This is a genomic window from Prosthecomicrobium pneumaticum (assembly GCF_014199915.1).
GTDB classification, from domain to species: domain Bacteria; phylum Pseudomonadota; class Alphaproteobacteria; order Rhizobiales; family Kaistiaceae; genus Prosthecomicrobium; species Prosthecomicrobium pneumaticum.
Genome location: NZ_JACHOO010000006.1, coordinates 206,955 through 227,340, shown reverse-complemented (window position 1 = coordinate 227,340; position 20,386 = coordinate 206,955). Strand labels below are relative to the sequence as shown.

The following is a 20,386-nucleotide window of genomic DNA, read 5'->3' as shown; positions in this document are numbered from 1 at the left end:
CGGGCCGACGACCACCGCACCGCCGCCGCCGCACCGCCGCCGCCGCACGGCCGCCGGCGCGGGCGGACCGATCCGGCTCCGACCATATCGAAGGTTTGCGCGGCCTTGTCCAGAACTCGCGTCTCCTTCCCGGCGCGCCGCGGATCACGGCGCGGTCCGGGCCGGTGCGGGGTCTCTCTCGACTTCCAGGTTCGGCAGACCGACGGGCACGATGCCGAGATCGCGCGCCAGCAGGCCGAAGCCCTCGCTCTCCGCACGATGCCGGTAGGGAAGCTCGGGAAAGAGCAGGCCGGCGCGGTGGCAGGATACGTCGACCAGCAGCATCACCGCGCCGACGCCGTGGAGCGGCACGCGATCGAGATAGCGCAGGTCGTGCAGGTGGCGGCGGTACCACCAGTCGGCCGGCGGCCTCAGCACGCCGCTCCTGACGTGCTCGTAGAACTCGGCCCGCGTCGGCCGATAGACCTCGAGGAAGGTGCTCCGGTCGAGGCTCGGTCCGCCGGCCCGACCGACGCAATGAGGCACGACGATCTTCGCCTGCGCCGCCATCAGGCGCCGGAGCGTGTCCGGCGGATAGTGCAGGAGGCTCGCATCGAGCCACAGCACCCAGTCATGTTCGGCGGTGAGGGCTGCGCGCAGCGCCGCGTTGCGCTCCTTCGACCGGCCTTCCCGCAGCGCCGCACGGCGGGAGCGCGGCCGGCCGGCCGCCCCCGACAGCGCCGCGGCGGACCCGAACGGTCCGCCCGACCCGCCGGGCGGCGTCGTCCAGCCGCCCGCCGCGCCGCCGCCATAGAGCCGGATGTGCAAGCGATCCTTCGGATAGTCGAGCGCGGCGAGAAGCGCGAAGGCACGTTCCGGATCCGATCCCGCCGCTCCGAGATCGAGGAGCACGAGCACCGAGGCCGACCCGTCGCTCGCGGCAATGGGCCGCGCGAGAAGCTCGGCGTCGATCCCCGCCGCGGCGGCCGCCGGATCGATCCGCGGCCCGCCGAAGAGCGCGTCGCGCATCTGGCGCAGCCGGCCGATCTTGCGGGCGCGCCAGCGCTCCTGATGGGTCTCGTACCAGGTGCCGCGCCACAGATGGGTGGAGATGGTGCGGTCGCCGAACGGCCCCCAGGGCGCCCGGGAGGGCGGCTTGCCATAGGCGTCGATGTCGGCGAACAGCGCGCAGCCGTTGAGCGCCAGCTCGTTCGGATCGGGCCAGCGTTCGACCACGGCGCTGAGGATCAGCGGCCCGGTATTGTCGAGCACATCGCCATCGCGGCGATCGGCCATCCGCCGGCAGAGCTCGATCACCCGACCCCACAGCGGGTGGCCGGGCGGGCTCGCCATGGTGCCGTTGAACCACAGGCGCGGCAGCCCGCGCGCGATCGCCGGCCCCCAATGGGCCTCCGGCTCCTCGCACAGGACCACGCGGTGATCGCCGGCGATGGGTTCGAGCGAGCCGACGCAGCGCGTATCGATGTCGGCATAGAGCCCGCCATAGCGCTCGAGGAGGCAGTAGCGGGCGAGATCGGCGCGCTGGACGCCTTTCGGATAGGCGAGATAGAGGTCGAGAAGATCGGGACGCTCGGTGCGGAAAAAGGCGAGCAGATCTTCGTCGGTCCAGAAGCGATAGGTCCAATCCGGATTGCTGTCGATCCAGCTCTTCGGATATCCGAGACCCTCGGGGATCCGTCGGTCGCGCCACGTCTGGTGGATGATGCGCGGGATTCCGGAGCGGGGGATCGATGCCATTTCTCGTCCGTCGAAAGAGGGGCTGTGTTCCGGAGCCGACCGGCGCGGTTCCGTCGCTGCCTGTCGCCTATCCGCACCGTCGGGTGGGCTCCGCGGCTCGCGGGGCGCAGCGGTATCGCGTCGGGGCGGCGCGTGGCCGCCACGGGTGGTGCGGGGGTGGCGTCTCCCCTTCGGGGTCGGTACCGCTGTGACCGGAGCGCGTGGAGGTGCGGCGCGGCGCACGGATGGCGGGAGCGGCGTGCCGTATCCGCTGGTCGCCACCGCAGCGGATGCGGCGGCGATCCTGCCGCTCGTCGCCATGCTCGGCTCTCTCGCCCGGGCGGCGGGCGGCACCCGCGTCGTCGTCCTGGCCGTCGGCCTGTCGCACGCGGAGGAGGCGACGATCCGGGCTCATGCCGATCGTCTCGGGCTCTCCGTAGAACTGATCCCTTTCGATCCCGACCGGGTGGCGGACACGCCCCTGAGGTCGCCGCACCTGTCGCGCGCGGCCTATGCGCGCCTGTTCCTGCCCGATCTGCTGCCCGACCGGAAGCGCGTGCTCTGGCTCGATGCCGACACCATCGTGCTCTCCGATCTGCGCCCGCTCTGGGAGGTCGACCTCGGCGGCCGGCTCGTCGCGGCCGTGCCGGATGACTTCATCCTCGGCCACGAACTCGCCGCCACGGGGTGCCGGCCGGGGGATTACGTCAACAGCGGCGTCATGGTCATGGATCTCGAGGCCTGGCGCCGCAGCGGCGCGGCGCGGCGGGCGCTGGCGATGCTGGCGGACCCGACCCACAATGCCGAGGATCAGTCGATCATCAACGGGATCCTGCGCGGCGAGGTCCATCGTCTCGGCCGGTGCTGGAACTTCCACGTCAACCGCTTTCACGAGTATCCCCGCCATCTCAGACCGCGCGCCCCGGCGATCGTTCATTTCTGCGGGCAGGCCAAGCCTTGGCGCGAAGAGACGCCGTTCCGCTTCGTGTTCCGCCGCTTTCTCCCGGCCGAGTTCCGCCTCGAGCGGCCGAGGGTGCGAAAATCCCTGCTTCGCCGTCTGGATCTGGCGCAACGCCGGGTGTTCGGCCTGATGCTCGGCCGACCCAAGCACTGGCGGACCGTCCATCGCGCGGTCGCGCTGCGCGCCGCCGAATGGACCTTGCGGCTGCGCCTCGCCGGCCGCTACCGGGCGGACGATTGCCCGAAGACGGAGCCGCAGGGCGCCGTCCCGACACCCGACCGGGCTCCGATGTGAAGGCCGGTCTGCGGTTGTTTCGAGGGGCTCGGGAGAAGCGCCGCAGCGACACCACGCTCCGCGGCAGCACGGCCGTGCCGGATCAGGACGCGCGGCGCGTCGGTCCGCCGGCGCGAGATTCTCCGCGCATGCGGAACCGGGAAGCAGTCCGGATGAAGCCACGTCGCCACGCGCCGGCCGGCGATCGTCCCGCGCTCCAATGGCGACACGAGTGAATCGGTGGGTGAAGATGTGCAATGCCCCATTGCGCGGAACGCATTCGGATACGGGACACCGGCACTCGGAGTTTCGCGACGGGGGTTCTCTCGACGCATCAGGGCGTCTTCGACCGTCGCGGGATCCGCGGGGGGCGGTAAAGGTCAGATGCGATGATCAAACAACCGGAGGCTGAGCGCAATTCGCAGATTTACGGAGGAATGGCGCTTCGCCTTGGTGGAGCCGAGGGGAGTCGAACCCCTGACCTCTGCAGTGCGATTGCAGCGCTCTCCCAACTGAGCTACGGCCCCGTCGCCTTTGGCGAACGGGCGCCATTTAGGGTGGACGGGTGACGGCTGTCAAGGACCCGTCGGAGCCGTTTCGATCCCGTCCGCAGCGATCTTCAAGGCGCGGGCGAAGCCGGTCGCGGCCGCGAAGCCGGCCGCGAGGCGCTGCGCCCGGGCGCGGCGCCGAGCACGTGGTGCCACCGTTCGGCCCGCCGAGCCGCTGTCTTCCGCCACGAGGCCGAGCGCGCGCCGGGCGAGCAGGAAGGCGCCGCGGGCGGTGGCGATCTCCGCCCCGTGCGGGATGGTGACCGGCCGGCCGAGCAGGTCGGCGATCATCTGCGGCCAGACGGCGCTCTTCGCGCCGCCGCCCGCGAGACAGAGCCGGGCGGTGCCCGCCGGATCGATGGCGGCGAGATTCGCCTCGACGGCGAGGGCCACGCCTTCGAGCACGGCGTAATAGAGGTCCGCCGGTCCGTGGCCCGCGTCGAGCCCGTGAAAGGCGCCGCGGACGGCGGTGTCGAGAAAGGGGAAACGCTCGCCCGCGAGGTAGGGAAGGAAGAGGAGATCGGGTGGCGCGCGGTCGATCGCAGCGAGTTCCGCCTCCGCCCGCTCGCCGTCATAACCGAACAGGCGCCGCGCCCAGGCGACCGCTGCGCCGGCGGAGAGGATCGGCGTGATCTCGACGAGGGTGCGCTCGGCGGGATGGGCGAGGCGATAGACCGGGCGCGGCTCGGCGAGGCCCGCATCGTCGACGACCCGGGCGAGCCAGCCGGTGGTGCCGAGATGCAGGCTGACATCGCCGGCGGCGTGGCAGTCGGAGCCGAGCGTCGTCGCCGCGCCGTCGCCGCAGCCATTGACGACCGGCGTTCCGGCCGCGAGGCCGATCTCGGCTGCCGCCGTCGCGGTGATGCCGCCGAGCACGGCGGCGGCCGGCCGGATCGGCGGCAGCCGGTCGAGCGGCACATCGAGTGCGGCGGCGATCTCCGGATCCCAGCGCCGGTCGGCGATCGCCATCAGGCCGGTGGTGGTGGCGGTCGCGGCGTCGGTCGCGGCGATGCCGGTGAGGCGGAGCGCGAGCGCGTCCTTGGCGCCCGGCAGGAGGAAGGCGGCGGCGGCGAGCGCTTCGGGCGCGTGCCGGCGGAGCCAGCCGATCTTGAACGCCGTCATCAGCGGCTCGGGCGGATTGCCGATCCGCGCGGCGGCGCCGAGCGCCTCGAGCCGGCCGGCGGCGGCGGCGAGGAAGGGCTCGCCGCAGGGGTCGGAATAGGGGACCGCCGGGCAGACCGGCCGGCCGGCCGCGTCGACCGGGATCAGGTTCTCCATCGTCCCGGAGAGCGTGACGGCGGCGACGGCGGGCCGGCCGAGCGCGGCGACCGCCGCACGGGCGGCGCGCCACCAGGCGTCGGGATCGCGGCCACCGTCCACGCCCTCATAGCCCGCCTCCGTGCTCGCCGCGACACGGCCGTCCGTCTCGAAGAGAACGGCCTTCAAGGCCGAGGAGCCGACGTCGAGAGCGAGGATCGGCGCCCTCATGCGGTCCGCCCGGCGCGCCGGATCAGCACCGCGGCGATGATGATCGCGCCGGTCACCATGCGCTGCACGAAGGGCTCGACGCCGATGATCGTCAGGCCGTTGGCGATCACCCCGGCGATCGCGACGCCGAGAAACGTGCCCGGGATGTTGGGGATGCCGCGGGGCGAGGCGGTCGTGCCGATGAAGACGGCGGCATAGGCCGGCAGGAGCAGGGCCTCGCCCATCGTGTGCTGGACGCTGCCGAGCCGCGCGGCGAGCAGCAGGCCGGCGAGGGCCGCGACGAGGCCGGCGAGCACGAAGGCGAGCGTCCTGTCGCGGGCGACCGGCAGGCCGACCAGCCGCGCGGCGGCGGCATTGTCGCCGATCGCGTGCAGCCGGCGGCCGAAGCGGGAGCGGGCGAGCAGCAGCGCGGCGAGACCGAGCACGGCGATCATCCACAGCGTCAGCGCGGGCACGCCATAGACCGAGGCCCGGCCGAGCGCGGTGAAGCTCGGCGGCACGCCCGAGAAGAGGCTCGAGCCGCCCGAGGCCCAATAGGCGAAGCCCGAGACGATCGTTCCGACCGCAAGGGTGGCGACGAAGGACGGCACGCCGAGCCGGGCGACGAGGAGGCCGTTGGCGAGCCCCGCCGCCGCACCGGCGGCGAGGCCGGCGAGGATGGCGAGCCAGACCGGCGCGCCCGCGCCGAACAGCACGAAGGCGAGCACCGCGGCGAGCGAGGCGACGAAGCCGACGGACAGATCGAACTCCCCCACCACCATGACGAAGGTCGCCGCCGTGGCGACGATCGCGAGCACCGTCACCTGCTGCAGGAGATTGAGCAGGTTGGCGGTCGAGGCGAAAGCCTGCGGCACGGCGATCGAGAAGCCGGCGACGAGAAGGAGAAAGGCGCCGAGCGTGCCGTAGCGCTGGAGGAGGAGGGTCATGGAGAAAGAGGGCTCGGCAGGGCGGGGCGATGGGGTCGGGGCGACCGGCGGCCCTCCCGGTCACCCCCCTCTTCCCCTCTCCCGCCCGAGGGGGGAGAGGGGCGCGGGTTCGGAACGGCGCGTCGGCCGGACGCCGGCGGCATCACGGGCAGGTGACGCCGAGGCTCTCCCGGGTGATCACCTCGACGGGGGCGTAGAGCTCGTTCTTCTCCGGCGTGCCGCCGGAAAGGATCTTCGCGAGCTCGTCGGCGGCGATCGTCGCCATCTGGCCGAAACCCTGGCGGACGGTGCCGACGATCGAGGAACACGCCTTGATCAGCTCGATCGCCTGCGGGTTGCCGTCGATGCCCGCGACGACGACGCCGGTGCGGCCGGCCGCCTTCAGCGCCAGATCGGCGCCGATCGCCGGCTCGTCCCAGGCGGCCCAGACGGCGTTGATCGCGTCGGGCGCCGGGTTGGCGAGGAGGATCGCGTCGACAGCGGCGCGCGCGTCCTCGATCTGGCCCGGCACCTGGACATAGTGTCCGCCGACCTCGGTGACGTCCGGATTGGCCTTCAGCGCATCGTCGAGGGCGATCTCGCGCTGACGCACACCCGGATGGGCGGAATGAAAGAGCCGGACGATCTTGCCCTTGTTGCCGATCTGCTCGAACAGGAACTTCGTCATCGTCGCACCGAGCACGTAATTGTCGGAGGTGACGTTGACCGCGACGGCGTCGTTCTTGGCGCCGTCGATCGTCACCACCGGAATGCCGGCCGCCTTCGCCTTCGAGACCTGGTCCTGGATCTGCGCCGGATCGATCGAGATCAGCACGATCGCCGCGACCTTCGCCGCGGTCACGTCCTCGACGCGGCTCGCCAGCGCGCCCATGTCGCCGCCGGTATCGACGACGTCGACCGACCAGTCGTGCTTCGCCGCTTCGGCCTTGAAGGCCTCGGCCATCTCGGCCGTCGTGACGGCGGAGAGATAGGGGGTGAGCACCGAGACGCGCTCGCCGGCCGCCTCGGCCGCCGTGGCGCCGAGAAGGGTCGCGACGACCGCCGCGCCGAGAAGATGGTTTCGCATGGATCGTCCCCCTTGCCCGCCGCGCCCGTCGCGGCGCCGGGACATTAGCGGCGAACCGGGCCGGGGTTAAGCGGCAAAAAAGAGCGGCGCAGCGGCTTCAGCGATAGGGCCGCAGCGGCATCGCGCCGGCGGGCGGCGGCGTCTTCGCCTCGAACCGGCAGAGATCGGCGATCGGGCAGCGCCAGCATTCCGGCCGCCGGGCCTTGCAGACATAGCGGCCTTGCAGGATCAGCCAGTGATGGGCGTGGCGCCGATAGGCCGCCGGCACGACGCGCAGCAGCGCCTCCTCGACCGCGAGCGGCGTCGCGCCGGAGGCGAGGCCGGTGCGATTGCCGACCCGGAAGAGATGGGTGTCGACGGCGATGGTGGGCTCGCCGAAGGCGATGTTCAGCACGACGTTCGCCGTCTTGCGGCCGACGCCGGGCAGCGCCTCGAGCGCGGCGCGCTCCGCGGGCACGGCGCCGCCGTGCTCGGCGACCAGCCGCTCGGACAGCGCGATGACGTTCTTCGCCTTGGTGCGGTAGAGCCCGATGGTGCGGATCATCTCGCGCACACGGTCCTCGCCGAGCGCCACCATCTTCTGCGGCGTGTCGGCCGCGGCGAAGAGCGCCTTCGTCGCCTTGTTGACGCCGGCGTCCGTCGCCTGCGCCGACAGGACGACCGCGACGAGCAGCGTGAAGGGGTTCACATAGTCGAGTTCGCCCTTCGGCTCCGGATCGGCGGCGGCGAAGCGGGCGAAGACGGTTTCGACCTCGGCCCTGGTCAGGCCGGAACGACGCGCGCGAGGGGCCTTTCCTTCGGCGGCGGCGGCCGCCCGCGCGCGGCGGGGCCGCGCCGCGGCGGAAGCTGCAGACGGGGTGCGGCGACGAGAGGACTCGGAATCGCTCATCCTTCCTCTATACTTCTGCGCACGCGCTGCGGCCATGCGAGCTCGGCGCCCGGCCCGGAATTGCGGAGGGACGGCAATGGCGGAGCAGGACGGAGCCGATGCGGCTCGCGCGGAAGAGCCGGTCTTCGCGGCCGTGCTGCGGCCGCATCGCTCGTTGTCGCCGCGGCAGTTCGGCCTGCTGCTCGCCTTCATCGGCGGCACCTGTTTCGCGAGCGGCCTGTTGTTCTGGTCGCTCGGCGCGTGGCCGATCGCCGGCTTCTTCGGGCTCGACCTGCTCGCTATCCAGTTGGCCTTCCGGATGAACTTCCGGGCGGCGGAAGCGCGCGAGATCGTCGAGGTGACCCGCGAGCGGCTCACCGTGACGAGGGTGGACGCGCGCGGTGCGGCGCATTCCATCGAGCTCAATCCCTACTGGGCGCGTGTCGAGGTGGAGCGGCGGCCGCATTTCGGCGTCACGGCGATCGCGCTCGCCTCGCATGGGCGGCGGCTGCCGATCGGCGGCTTCCTTGTGCCGGACGAGCGCGAGGGCTTCGTCGCGGCGCTCGACCGGGCGCTCGCGGCGGTGCGGGCCGGCCGCGGCTGAGCCGCGCCGGACGGCAGGAATCGGGTGTCGGCCTCGCGCCCGCGCGCCTAGATTGGCACGATCGATCGTATGACCGGACCCGACGCCATGCTCAACATCCAGTCCGTGCTCGCCTCCGCCGTGCCGCAGGTCCCAGAGGGCCCGGTCGCCGACTACGAGATCGTTCGCCGCACCATCGAGTTCCTGATCGCCCATTGGCGCCAGCAGCCCTCGCTCGAGCGGATCGCCGGTCATGTCGGCATGCCGCCTCTGGCGTTGCAGAAACTCTTCACCCGCTGGTGCGGCCTGTCGCCGAAGGCCTTCATCCAGGCGCAGACGATCGACCACGCCCGCGCGCTGCTCGCCGCCGACGTGTCGGTGCTCGATGCGAGCTATGAGGTCGGCCTCTCCGGCCCGGGCCGGCTGCACGACCTCTTCGTCACCCATGAGGCGATGAGCCCGGGCGCCTACAAGGCGCGCGGCGAGGGCGTGACGATCAAATGGGGCTTTCACGCCTCGCCCTTCGGCTACGCCCTCCTGATGGCGACCGATCGCGGGCTCGCCGGCCTCGCCTTCGCCGATCCCGGCCAGGAGCAGACCGCGCTCGACGACATGAAGAGCCGCTTCCCGTGCGCCCTCTATGAGTGCGACGAGCAGGCGACGGCACCCTATGCCTCGCGCATCTTCGATCCGCAGCGCTGGCGGCCGGATACGCCGCTGCGGCTGGTGCTGATCGGCTCCGACTTCGAGGTGCGGGTGTGGGAGACGCTGCTCGCCATCCCGCTCGGCAAGGCGACGACCTATTCGGCGATCGCCGAGCGGGTCGCGAATCCGAAGGCGGCGCGGGCGGTCGGCGCGGCGGTCGGCAAGAATCCGATCTCCTTCGTCGTGCCATGCCACCGCGTGCTCGGCAAATCCGGGGATCTGACCGGCTATCACTGGGGCCTGACCCGCAAGCGCGCCATTCTCGGCTGGGAAGCCGGCTTCAGCGGCCGCGACGGCTGAAGACCGGCCGGGGCCGGACCCGGCGGCGGCCGGCCTGTGGCGCCCCGATCGGCCGAACCGTCCGCCGCGACCGCGCCTCTCCGCTCCCCGCGGGCCGTCCGGGGTGACGCGATCGGTGTGCCCCGGAGCCGCCCGACCGTCGCCGCTCCCCGCGACGTCGGTCCGCCATGGTGTTCGGCCGTTCGGCCCGGGCGAACGGAGCGCATCGAGCATCGCGGTCCCCGTGCGAGCGGGACGCTAGCGCAGCGCGTCGCCCTGCAGGTCGGCGGCGGCGCGGTCGAGCAGCTCGTTCATCGCCTTGCGGGCGCCCGCCTTGTCGCGCATGCGGATGCGCTCGAACACCTCGCGATGCACGGCGAGCGTCGCGGCCTGCGTCTTCGACAGTTCCGTCGTCACCGTGAAGGTCGCGGTGAGCGCCGCCTCGATCGTGCCGATCAGGCCGCGCAGCACGATGTTGTGGCTCGCCGCGATGACGCCGCGGTGGAAGGCGAGGTCGGCCTCGCAGCAGCCGGCGATGTCGTCGGGCAGGCTGCGCTCCATGCCGAGATAGCCGTTCTCGATCGCCGCGAGGTCGGCGCCGGTCGCCCGCTCGGCGGCGAGTTCGGCGGCCGCCGGCTCGATGATCCGCCGCGCCTCGAGGAGCCCGGTCAGGAGTTCGTCGTCGCGGCCGATGTCGGGGTGCCAGGAGAGCACGGCCGGATCGAGCAGCCGCCATTCGTCGCGCGGCCGGACGCGCACGCCGATCCGCGGCCGGGTCTCGATCAGGCCCTTCGCCGACAGCACCTTGACCGCCTCGCGCACCGTGGTGCGGGAGACCTTCAGCATGTCGGAGAGCTCGTCCTCGCGCGGCATCACGGCGCCCGGCGCATAGGATCCGCCGAGCACCCACTGGCCGATCGTGCGCACCACGAGATCGTGGATCCGGCCGCCGTCGCCCGGCGTGCCCGAAGCGAGCGGGAGGCTCGGGCCGTCGGCGCTTCGGGGATCGACGATCTCGTCCATCGGCTCTCTATTCTCCGCGGGTCGCGCGCTGTCTTTCCTGCACCACCACGGCGAGGATCAGCAACGCTCCTTTTGCGAGCAGCTGGTAGAAGGTCGGCACGCTCGTCAGGATCATGCCGTTGTTGAGCACGCCGATGATCAGCACGCCGAGCATCGCCCCGACGATCGTGCCCTTGCCGCCCTGCAGCGCCGCGCCGCCCAGAATCGCCGCGGTGATCGCCTCGAGCTCGAGGCCCTGGCTGCCCGAGGCCGGCTGGCCGGACATGGTGCGGCCGGCGAGCACGACGCCGGCGAGCGCCGCGGCGACGCCGCTCATCGCATAGATGCCGATCTGGTAGCGCCGGATCGGGATGCCGGCGAGCCGGGCGACGGTCGGATTGCCGCCCATCGCATAGATGTTGCGGCCGACGATCGTCTTCTGGGTGAAGATCATGAAGACGATCATCACCACGACGAGCAGCCAGATCGCGAAGGGCAGGCCGATGAGCGTGCCGGTGCCGAGCAGCCGCAGCGCATCGCCCTGGATCGGGATCGAATTGCCGTTGTTGATGATGTAGGCGAGGCCGCGGAAGGCCGACATGGTGCCGAGCGTCGCGATCACCGCATTGACCGGCCCGTAGACGATCGCGACGCCGTTCGCCGCGCCGGCGAGGACGCCCGCCGCGAGCCCGGCGGCGACGCCGATGCCGACCGAGCCGGTCGTCTGCACGGCGACGGCGAGCACCATGGTCGACAGGCCGACCACCGAGCCGACCGAGATGTCGAGCCCGCCCGAGACGATGACGATCGTCTGCGCCATGGCGAGGATGCCGAGAATGGTGATGGCGAGGCCGATATTCACCATGTTGCGCCAGGAGAAGAAGACGTCCGGCCGCAGCACGCCGAAGATCGCGAGCAGCACGACGAGCGCGATCAGGAGGCTGAGATTCTGCGTGCCGATGCGGGCGAGGAGGCCGGGGCGGGAACGCCGGGCGGCGGGCGAAGCGGTCGTCATCGTCAGGAGGCCTTCGCGAGGGTTTGGCGCATGGAGAGCGCGAGCACGGCTTCCTCGGTCGCCGTGGCGCCGTCGAGTTCGCCGGTGATGCGGCCGCCGGCCATGGCGAGGATGCGGTCGGCGAGGCCGAGCAGTTCGGGCATTTCCGACGAGATCAGCAGGATGGCGAGGCCGGCATCGGCGAGGCTCTCGATCAGCCGGTAGATCTCCGCCTTGGCACCGACATCGATGCCGCGCGTCGGCTCGTCGAGGATCAGCACGGCCGGCCCGCGCGCCTGCCAGCGGGCGAAGACGACCTTCTGCTGGTTGCCGCCGGAGAGCTTGCCGACCGGCTGGCCGATCGAGGGCGTCTTCACCCGCAGCTCCGCGACATGGTGTTCGACGAGGCGGGTCTCCTTCCGCCGGTCGAAGAAGCCGAAGCGCGACACCTTGTCGGGCACGACGAGGCTGACATTGTCGCGCACCGGCTGGAGAAGCAGAAGCGCCTCCTGCTTGCGGTCCTCGGGCACGAGGCCGATGCCGGCGCGGATCGCGTCGGAGGGGTCGCGCGGCCGGTAGGGCGCGCTTAAGACGGCCATCGTGCCGGCGGCGAGCCGGTCCATGCCGACGATCGCGCGGGCGACTTCGGTCCGGCCGGCGCCGACGAGGCCGCCGAGCCCGACGATCTCGCCGGCCCGGATCGAGAAGGAGATGTCGGTGACCTTGTCGGTCGAGACGCCGTCGAGCGCCAGCGCCACGGGGCCGAGCGCGCGCACCCGGCGATGGAACAGGTCGCTGATCGGCCGGCCGACCATCAGGCGCACCATGGTCGCCTCGTCGACGGCGGCGATCGGCTCGTCGGCGACGCGCTCGCCGTCGCGCAGCACCACCACCCGGTCGGCGAGCGCGACGATCTCGCGCAGCCGGTGCGAGATGTAGACGACGGCGACGCCGTCGGTCTTGAGCCGGCGAATCATCTCGAAGAGCCGGCCCGCCTCCTCCTCGGTCAGCGAGGAGGTCGGCTCGTCGAAGGCGACGAGGCGCGCGCCCGGCCGGAGCGCCCGCATGATCTCGATCAGCTGGCGCTGCGCCGGCCCGAGCCCGTGGCAGGTCCGCTCCGGGGCGAGCTGATCGCCGACCCCGAAAGCGTCGATCAGCGCCCGGGCGCGGCGCACCAGATCGTCGCGGTCGAGAAACAGGCCGGCGCGGGCGCGGAAATCGCCGACGAAGATGTTCTCGGCCACGGTGAGTTCGGGAATGATCTCCGGTTCCTGATGAATGACGCGGATGCCGAGCGCGTGCGCCTCGCGCGCCGAGGCGAGCGTGACCGGCCGGCCGTCGACGGCGATGGTGCCGGTGTCCGGCCGGTGCTCGCCCTCGAGCACGCGCATCAGCGTCGACTTGCCGGCGCCGTTCTCGCCGACGAGGGCACAGATCTCGCCGGCCCGGAAATCGACCGAGACGCCCTTCAGCGCCTGCACGACCCCGAACCGCTTGGCGACCGCCTCGACGCGGACGACGGGCATCCGTTCACTGTCAGCCATCGCAACCCTCCCTGCGCCACCCGGCCCGCCCATTCATCGCCGCCCACCCCTCATACCCGCACACCCTACCCACCCCACACACCCGTCATGCCGGCCGCCACCCCCAACACCCGTCATGCCGGCCTCCGTGCCGGCATCCATAATCGTGATGCCGGGCGGCGGGGGCGACAGCACCAACGGCACGCGGCCCAACGCGTCGAGGCCGGGCCGAGACGGCGGCGGGCGCCTCACCCTTCCCCCGACCGGCCCGATCATGGACCCCGGCACAGAGGCCGGGGTGACGGTTGCGCGGGGCGGAAACGGCGCTCCGCATCTCACGTCCGACCTCCGCCCCCGAACACACGGCCGAGGGATGATTGACCACGCCAAACCCGTCATGCCCGCACACCCTACCCACCCCACACGCCCGTCATGCCGGCCTCCGTGCCGGCATCCATAATCGTGACGCCGGGCGGCGGAGGCGACAGCGCCAACGGCACGCGGCCAAAGGCGTCGAGACGGCGAAGGGCGCCTCACCCTTCCCCCGGCCGGCCCGATCATGGACCCCGGCACAGAGGCCGGGGTGACGGTTGCGCGGGGCGGAAACGGCGCTCCGCATCTCACGTCCGACCTTCGCCCCCGAACACGGCGCCGAGGGACGATTGACCACGCCAAACCCGTCATGTCCGCACCGCCACCCCACACCCGTCATGCCGGCACACCATACCCACCCCACACGCCCGTCATGCCGGCCTCCGTGCCGGCATCCATAATCGTGACGCCGGGCGGCGGGGGCGACAGCACCAACGGCACGCGGCCGAAGGCGTCGAGGCGGCGGAGGGCGCCTCACCCTTCCCCCGGACCGGCCCGATCATGGACCCCGGCAACGGAGGCCGGGGTGACGGTGGCGCGGCGAGGCGGCGGCGGATCGGCCCGACATCGGGTCGAGCCGATCCTTCGCCGGCTCACTTGCAGCCGAGCGTCGCCTTGTACTCGCCGAAATTCCCGGCATTGATCAGCGTCGCGTCCTGGTAGCTCGCCTCGGGCAGCGGCGTGCCGTTCTTCACATGGTCATAGAGCGCCTGGATCGCCGCCGAGCCGTGCTTGGCGCTGTCGAGCCACATCGTGCCGCGGAAGCCGGTCGGCGTGCCGGCGGAGAACGCCTCGCAGGAGCGCGAGCCGTCGATGCCGACGCCGATGACGTTCTTCGGGTCGACGCCGGAATTCTCCGTCGCCCGCACGCCGCCGAGCACGCCGTCATCGTTGCAGGAGAAGAAGATCCACTTCTCGGCGTCCGGATGGGCGGTCAGCGTCGTCGAGACGACGTCGATCGCGTTCACCATCGTGTTGTCGTAGGGGATCGAGATCACCTTGTCGGCGAGCTCCGGCACGGCCGCGATCAGCGCCTCGCGGGCGCCGGCATTGCGCCGCATGCAGGTGTCGGCCTTCTGGTCCTCGATCGAGCCGACGCGCACCTTGTCGATCTCGGAGGCCCAGCCTTCTTCCTTGTAGAGGCGGGCGATCTCGGTGCCGACCTGCTTGCCGATCGAATGCGCGTCGAGGCCGACATAGGGCACCGCGCCGCCTTCCGAGGTGACGATGTCGTCGTCGACCGCCATCAGGCCGATGCCCGCCGCCTTCGCCTTGTCGGCGACCACCGGGCCGAGCGCCCGGTCGGGAACGACGATCGCGATGCCCTTCACGCCGTCGCCGACATAGGTGTCGAAGGTCGTCACGGCGAGATTGGCGTCGAACTGGACGTCCTGCACGAGCAGCTCGACGCCGAGCTCCTTCGCCTTCGCCTTGGCGCCCTCGACCTCGCGGACGAACCAGGGATGGTCGCCCATCTTGTTGATGTAGCCGAACTTGATCGGGTCCTCGGCCGCGGCGGCGGTCACGAGCGCGGCGAGCGCGGCGCCCGCGACGAGCGCCGAACGAAGAAAGGTCTTCATGTCTGTTTCCTCCGATGGAGCCCGTCCGGTCCGGGGTCCCTCTCCTCAGGCTCTTCTTCCGGCGGCCGGACGCCGGTTTCGTCCGGCGTCACTCGTGATAGAGAACCGAGCGTCCGCCATCGATCACGATGCAGGCGGCATTGATGAAGGGCGCCTCGTCCGAGCCGAGGAAGACCGCCGTCATCGCCACTTCTTCCGGCCGTCCGATGCGGCGCGGCGGGTGCAGGTCGTAGGTGCGCCGCTTCTCGGCCTCCGGGTCCGGGAAGGTCGCCCAGTAGTCGCGCGCGATCTCGGTCTCGACATAGCCCGGCGCGATCGCGTTCACGCGGATCCCCTCGGCGGCATACTGGATGCCGAGCGCGCGCACGAGGCCGAGCAGGCCGTGCTTGGCGACCGGGTAGGGGAAGGTGTTCGGAATGATCGCGAAGGAATGGCAGGACGCGATCGCCACCACCGCGCCGCCCTTCTGGTCGCGCATCGCCGGCAGCACCGAGCGGGCGGAATACCACACCCCGTCGAGATCGACCGCGAAACAGCGCCGCCACTCCGCCTCGCTCGTCTCGAGCGGCTCGTGGAAGACGTTGATGCCGGCATTGGCGACGAGCACGTCGATCCGGCCGAAGGCGGAGAGCACGCGCTCGGCCATCGCCTCGACCGAGGCCGCGTCGGCGACGTCGGTTTCGACGAAGAGCGACCGCGCCCCCGCCGCCGCGAGCGAGGCGGCGACCGCGTTTCCGGTCGCCTCGTTCCGCTCTGCGATGACGACCGTCGCGCCCTCCGCCGCATAGGCCCGTGCCGTCGCCTCGCCGATACCCTGGCCGGCGCCGGTGACGATCGCGATCTTGTCCTTCAGACGTCCCGCCATGGTGGCCTCACCAGTCGACGATCGTGCCGTCGGGCATGACGGCGTTGACGGTGTGCATGATCTCGGGCCGGTAGGGGTGACGGGCGCAGGCCGCCTCGTCGACCTCGATGCCGAGGCCGGGCGCGTCCGGCACCTGCCAATGGCCGTCGACCATGCGGATCGGCCCGTCGACCACCTCGAAATACCAGGGCACGGCGCCGACCATCTCCTCCTGGATGATGTGGTTCGGCGTCGAGACGGCGAAGTGCAGCGCCGCGACGCCGGCGATCGGCCCGAGCGGGTTGTGCGGCGCGACGCCGATCGAGGCGGCCTCGGCCATCGCGGCGATCTTCTTCGCCTCGAGCAGGCCGCCGCAATGGCAGATGTCGGGCTGCGCGATGTCGATCGCGCGGGTGCGGAAGAGGTCGTCGAACTCGGCCCGGTCGACCAGCCGCTCGCCGGTCGCGATCGGCACATGCGTCTTCGCCGCGAGCTGAACGAGCGCCCCGGTCTCGCCCGGCGGCAGCACCTCCTCGACGAAGAGCGGCCGGCCCGGCGCCACCGCGTCGATATAGGCGAGCGCCGCGGCGGCGGAGGCCGGCCGGCCATGGAAGTCGACCATGATCTCGACCGAAGGGCCGACGGCGGCGCGCAGCGCCTCCATCATCCGCGCCACCTTGTCGATCTCGGCGACCGGGGCGGTGTAGTGCGTATAGGGAATGAACACCGCCTTGAAGGCCTGGTAGCCGCGCTCGACGACATGGGCGGCGCGCTGCACCAGCGGCTCGAGCTCGAGCGATTCGTAGACGGCGCGCATGTCGCCGAGGCCGAGATGGGTATAGACCTTGACCTTGTCGCGCACCTTGCCGCCGAGCAGGCGCCAGACCGGCTGGCCGAGCCACTTCCCCATGATGTCCCACAGCGCGATCTCGATGCCGGAGATCGCGCTCATGCCGATCACGCCGAGCCGCCAGAAGGAATGCTTCTTCAGGATGCGGACGATCTGCTCGATGTCGCGCGGGTCGCGGCCGATGACGAGCGGGGCGAGGTCCTCGATCGCGCCGGCGACCGCCTTCGTCTTCCACTCGAGCGTCGCCTCGCCCCAGCCATAGAGGCCGGGCTGGTCGGTCTCGACGCGGACGAAGACCCAGTTCCGCATCTCCGCATTCACGATGCGGGTCGTGATGGCGACGATCTTCACGCTTCCTCCGAATGAGACGATTGTTCCGTCTCAATTATCGTATTTTTCCTTCCGTATCATGTCGTGAAATCGCCGGTCAAGCCGGGGAGCGGGCCGGAGCGGACGGGACGTGCTATAGAGCCCCGCGACAGAGGGTTGTGCGGGAGGATCGGATGGCGGCGCTGTTTCTGGGGGTGGATGTCGGCACCGGCAGCGCGCGGGCCGGCCTCTTCGACGCCGCCGGCACGCTCGTCGGCACCGCCCGGCACGAGATCCGCATCTGGCACGAGGCGGGCGACATCGTCGAACAGTCCTCCGCCGACATCTGGGCGGCGGTGGCCGCCGCGGTGCGCGGCGCGCTCGCCGCGGCCGGCGCCGATGCGGCGGATATCGCCGGCATCGGCTTCGACGCGACCTGCTCGCTCGTCGTCGTCGACCCCCATTTCGATCCGCTCGCCGTCGGCCCGTCCGGCGACCCGCAGCGCAACGTCATCGTCTGGATGGACCACCGCGCCGCCGCCGAGGCGCGGCTCGTCAATGCCGGCCGCCACCACGTGCTTTCCTATGTCGGCGGGGCGATCTCGCCGGAGATGGAGACGCCTAAGCTCCTCTGGCTGAAGAAGCACATGCCCGAGACCTTTTCGGCCGCCGGGCATTTCCTCGACCTCTCCGACTTCCTGACCTTCAAGGCGACCGGCAGCCTCGCCCGCTCGGTCTGCACCGTCACCTGCAAATGGACCTATCTCGCCCACGAGAAGCGGTGGAGCGCCGATTATTTCCGCGGCATCGGCCTCGCCGAGCTCGCCGACGAGGGTTTTGCCCGGATCGGCACCGAGATCGTCGATCCCGGCACGCCGCTCGGCCGCGGCCTGACGGCGGAGGCGGCCGAGGCGCTCGGCCTTCGTCCCGGCACGCCGGTCGGCGCCGCCCTCATCGACGCCCATGCCGGCGGCTTCGGCACGGTCGGCGGGCGCGATCCGGACGGCACGCCCGGCGATCCGGCCGCCCGGGTCGGCTACATCATGGGGACGTCGACCTGCATCATGGTGTCGACGCCCGATCCGGTCTTCGTCGAGGGCGTCTGGGGCCCCTATTACTCGGCGATGGTGCCCGGCCTCTGGCTCGCGGAGGGCGGCCAGTCGGCCGCCGGTGCCGCGCTCGACCATCTGGTGCGCTGCCATCCCGCCCATGCCGAGGCGGAAGCCGCGGCGAAGGCGGCGGGCGACAGCGTGCTCGGCCTCCTCGAAGCGCGCATCCTCGCCGCCGCGCCGACGCTTTCCGAGGCCGCCTTCCTCGCCGCCGACCTGCACGTCCTGCCCGACTATCTCGGCAACCGCTCGCCCTTCGCCGATCCCGATGCACGCGCGATCGTCGCGCGCCTGCCGCTCGAGGCCGATCTCGACAGCCTCGCCCGGCTCTATCTCGCCGGGCTGTGCGGCCTCGCCTGCGGCACGGCGGAAGCCGTCGGCGCGATCCGCGAGGCGGGCGTGCCGCTCGCCACCCTCGTCGTCTCGGGCGGCGCCGGCCGCAGCCCGCTGGTGCGCCGCATCCTCGCCGACGCCACCCGGCTCGACGTCGCCCTGCCGGCGACCGCCGAGCCGGTGCTGCTCGGCGCGGCGATGCTCGGCGCGGTCGCGGCCGGCGCCTTCCCCTCCGCCCGCGCGGCGATGGAGGCGATGTCCGCGCTCGCCGGCGTGATCGCGCCGGAGGGCGGCCGCGTCGCCGCCTTCCACGACCGCAAGCGCGCCGCCTTCGCGCTGCTGCGCCAGGCCGACCGGGACCTGCGCACCATCATGGCCGGGTTCTGACCGGGCCGGCCGCCCGATCTCCGTCGCCTGTCGGCGGCGGCGTCCTTCTTTCGTCCTTGCTCCAGCGGCCGAAGGCCGCGCACAGGTGGTCGCACGAACCGGAGTAGAGCAATGCCCCTCCTCGATCCCCCCGCGAAGGCCGGCCGCCGCGAATGGATCGGCCTTGCGGTCATCGCGCTGCCCTGCATGCTCTACGCGATGGACCTGACCGTCCTGAACCTCGCCGTGCCGCAGCTGACCGCCGACCTCGCGCCGAGCGCCGCGCAACTCCTGTGGATCGTCGACATTTACGGCTTCCTCGTCGCCGGCTGGCTGGTCACCATGGGCACGCTCGGCGACCGGATCGGCCGGCGCAAGCTCCTGATGATCGGCGCCGCCCTCTTCGGCGTCGCCTCGGTGCTCGCCGCCTTCGCCCCGACGGCCGAAGCTCTGATCGCCGCCCGGGCGCTGCTCGGCATCGCCGGCGCAACGGTCGCGCCCTCGACCCTGTCGCTGATCCGCAACATGTTCCACGACGACCGCCAGCGCACCTTCGCGATCAGCGTCTGGGGCACCTCCTATGCGGTCGGCGGCACGATCGGCCCGATCGTCGGCGGCGTGCTGCTGCACTATTTCTGGTGGGGCTCGGTCTTCCTGCTCGCCGTGCCGGTGATGGTGCTGCTCCTCGTCGTCGCCCCCATCCTCCTGCCGGAATACCGCGACCCGAAGGCCGGCCGGCTCGACATCGCGAGCGCGGTGCTGTCGCTCGCCGCCGTGCTCACCGTCATCTACGGCCTGAAGCGCATGGCGGAAGGCGGGCTCGGCCTCGTCCCGGCGGCGATCATGCTCGCCGGGATCGGCGTCGGCGCGCTCTTCGTGCGGCGGCAGAAGCGGCTCGCCGATCCGATGATCGACCTCGCCCTCTTCAGGCGCACCGCCTTCTCGGCGGCACTCGGCGTCAACATGGTCGGCGTCTTCGTGCTGTTCGGCATGTTCCTCTTCATCGCGCAGTATCTTCAGCTCGTCGTCGGCCTGTCGCCGCTCGCCGCCGCGCTGTGGATGCTGCCCTCCTCGGCGCTGATCACCGTCAGCTCGCTCGCCGCGCCCGCCGTCGTCGGCCGCTTCCCGGCGCCCGCCGTGCTCGCCGCCGGTCTCGCCTCGCTCGCCGCGGGGCTCGTCGTCTTCGCCTTCGTCGACGGGGCCGACGACCTGCCGCTGCTGATCGGCGGGCTGCTCGTCCTCTCGGCGGGTCTCGGCCCGGTCTTCATCCTGACCACGGACCTGATCGTCGGCGCGGCGCCGCCGGAGCGCGCGGGCGCAGCGGGCGCCGTCTCGGAGACGGCCGCCGAGTTCGGCGGCGTGCTCGGCATCGCCGTGCTCGGCAGCATCGCCATCGCCGTCTATCGCGGCCTCGTCGGCGATGCCTTGCCGGTCGACATTCCGGCCGATGTGCGGGAGGCGGCGCGCGACACGCTCGGCGCCGCGCTCGCCGAGGGGCGCCGGATCGGCGGGGCGGACGGCGAAGCGGTCGTCGCCGCGGCCCGCAGTGCCTTCCTCGCCGCCTTCTCCACCGTCGCGACGATCGGCGCCGTTGTCGCCGCTTCGGCGAGCCTCATCGCCTATCGGCTGCTGCGCACCCCGCGCGACGCGGGCGGCACGGCCGCGCCGCGGACCGGCTCGTGAGAGGCCGG

At 71.8% G+C, this 20,386-nt stretch carries 16 protein-coding genes and 1 tRNA gene; 5 read left to right on the top strand and 12 right to left on the bottom strand.

The window, feature by feature from the left end; genetic code table 11:
• Positions 1 to 144: 144 nt before the first annotated feature.
• Positions 145 to 1,737 (bottom strand): glycosyltransferase, encoded by a 1,593-nt coding sequence (locus GGQ63_RS15170; protein ID WP_183857290.1) that lies wholly within the window; start codon positions 1,735 to 1,737, stop codon positions 145 to 147.
• Between the two features lie 238 nt (positions 1,738 to 1,975).
• Between GGQ63_RS15170 and GGQ63_RS15165 the strand changes: the two genes are divergently transcribed.
• Complete coding sequence (locus GGQ63_RS15165) at positions 1,976 to 2,971, top strand: glycosyltransferase (RefSeq protein WP_183857288.1); 996 nt, start codon at positions 1,976 to 1,978, stop codon at positions 2,969 to 2,971.
• A gap of 430 nt (positions 2,972 to 3,401) precedes the next feature.
• Here GGQ63_RS15165 and GGQ63_RS15160 read toward each other — a convergent pair.
• From GGQ63_RS15160 to nth, 5 genes are all read right to left on the bottom strand, one after another.
• Positions 3,402 to 3,477 (bottom strand) — tRNA-Ala (locus GGQ63_RS15160).
• A gap of 48 nt (positions 3,478 to 3,525) precedes the next feature.
• Positions 3,526 to 4,986, bottom strand: coding sequence for an FGGY family carbohydrate kinase (locus GGQ63_RS15155; protein ID WP_183857285.1), 1,461 nt, complete (start codon positions 4,984 to 4,986; stop codon positions 3,526 to 3,528).
• Complete coding sequence (locus GGQ63_RS15150; RefSeq protein ID WP_183857283.1) at positions 4,983 to 5,912, bottom strand: ABC transporter permease; 930 nt, start codon at positions 5,910 to 5,912, stop codon at positions 4,983 to 4,985. The genes GGQ63_RS15155 and GGQ63_RS15150 overlap by 4 nt, the downstream gene beginning before the upstream one ends.
• 142 nt (positions 5,913 to 6,054) lie before the next feature.
• Positions 6,055 to 6,978, bottom strand: coding sequence for a sugar ABC transporter substrate-binding protein (locus GGQ63_RS15145; protein ID WP_183857281.1), 924 nt, complete (start codon positions 6,976 to 6,978; stop codon positions 6,055 to 6,057).
• Between the two features lie 97 nt (positions 6,979 to 7,075).
• Complete coding sequence (gene nth, locus GGQ63_RS15140; RefSeq protein ID WP_183857279.1) at positions 7,076 to 7,867, bottom strand: endonuclease III; 792 nt, start codon at positions 7,865 to 7,867, stop codon at positions 7,076 to 7,078.
• 76 nt (positions 7,868 to 7,943) lie between these two features.
• Between nth and GGQ63_RS15135 the strand changes: the two genes are divergently transcribed.
• Positions 7,944 to 8,450, top strand: a complete 507-nt coding sequence (locus GGQ63_RS15135; RefSeq protein WP_246429801.1) for a DUF2244 domain-containing protein — start codon at positions 7,944 to 7,946, stop codon at positions 8,448 to 8,450.
• A gap of 87 nt (positions 8,451 to 8,537) precedes the next feature.
• Positions 8,538 to 9,434 carry a methylated-DNA--[protein]-cysteine S-methyltransferase gene (locus GGQ63_RS15130; RefSeq protein ID WP_183857591.1) on the top strand — a complete coding sequence of 299 codons (897 nt, stop codon included), beginning with the start codon at positions 8,538 to 8,540 and terminating at the stop codon, positions 9,432 to 9,434.
• A 237-nt stretch (positions 9,435 to 9,671) separates the two neighbouring features.
• Here the strand turns inward: GGQ63_RS15130 and GGQ63_RS15125 are convergent, their stop codons facing one another.
• The 6 genes from GGQ63_RS15125 to dgoD all read right to left on the bottom strand — a co-directional run bounded on the left by GGQ63_RS15125 (position 9,672) and on the right by dgoD (position 16,929).
• Positions 9,672 to 10,436 (bottom strand): FadR/GntR family transcriptional regulator, encoded by a 765-nt coding sequence (locus GGQ63_RS15125; protein ID WP_183857274.1) that lies wholly within the window; start codon positions 10,434 to 10,436, stop codon positions 9,672 to 9,674.
• Positions 10,437 to 10,443: 7 nt separating this feature from the next.
• Complete coding sequence (locus GGQ63_RS15120; RefSeq protein ID WP_183857272.1) at positions 10,444 to 11,430, bottom strand: ABC transporter permease; 987 nt, start codon at positions 11,428 to 11,430, stop codon at positions 10,444 to 10,446.
• A gap of 2 nt (positions 11,431 to 11,432) precedes the next feature.
• On the bottom strand, positions 11,433 to 12,953 hold the full coding sequence (locus GGQ63_RS15115; protein ID WP_210308528.1) for a sugar ABC transporter ATP-binding protein: 1,521 nt from the start codon (positions 12,951 to 12,953) through the stop codon (positions 11,433 to 11,435).
• A 944-nt stretch (positions 12,954 to 13,897) separates the two neighbouring features.
• Positions 13,898 to 14,884 (bottom strand): substrate-binding domain-containing protein, encoded by a 987-nt coding sequence (locus tag GGQ63_RS15110; protein WP_183857270.1) that lies wholly within the window; start codon positions 14,882 to 14,884, stop codon positions 13,898 to 13,900.
• Positions 14,885 to 14,972: 88 nt separating this feature from the next.
• A complete protein-coding gene (locus tag GGQ63_RS15105) occupies positions 14,973 to 15,749 on the bottom strand; it encodes an SDR family oxidoreductase (protein ID WP_183857267.1) in 777 nt (258 codons plus the stop codon).
• 7 nt (positions 15,750 to 15,756) lie between these two features.
• Positions 15,757 to 16,929 carry a galactonate dehydratase gene (dgoD, locus tag GGQ63_RS15100; RefSeq protein ID WP_183857265.1) on the bottom strand — a complete coding sequence of 391 codons (1,173 nt, stop codon included), beginning with the start codon at positions 16,927 to 16,929 and terminating at the stop codon, positions 15,757 to 15,759.
• A gap of 152 nt (positions 16,930 to 17,081) precedes the next feature.
• Here dgoD and GGQ63_RS15095 point away from each other — a divergent pair, with 152 nt between their 5' ends.
• Both GGQ63_RS15095 and GGQ63_RS15090 read left to right on the top strand, forming a co-directional pair.
• Positions 17,082 to 18,716: an FGGY-family carbohydrate kinase gene (locus GGQ63_RS15095; protein WP_183857263.1), complete on the top strand. Its 1,635-nt coding sequence runs from the start codon at positions 17,082 to 17,084 to the stop codon at positions 18,714 to 18,716.
• Positions 18,717 to 18,827: 111 nt separating this feature from the next.
• Positions 18,828 to 20,378: an MFS transporter gene (locus tag GGQ63_RS15090; RefSeq protein ID WP_183857261.1), complete on the top strand. Its 1,551-nt coding sequence runs from the start codon at positions 18,828 to 18,830 to the stop codon at positions 20,376 to 20,378.
• The last annotated feature ends 8 nt before the right edge of the window (positions 20,379 to 20,386 follow it).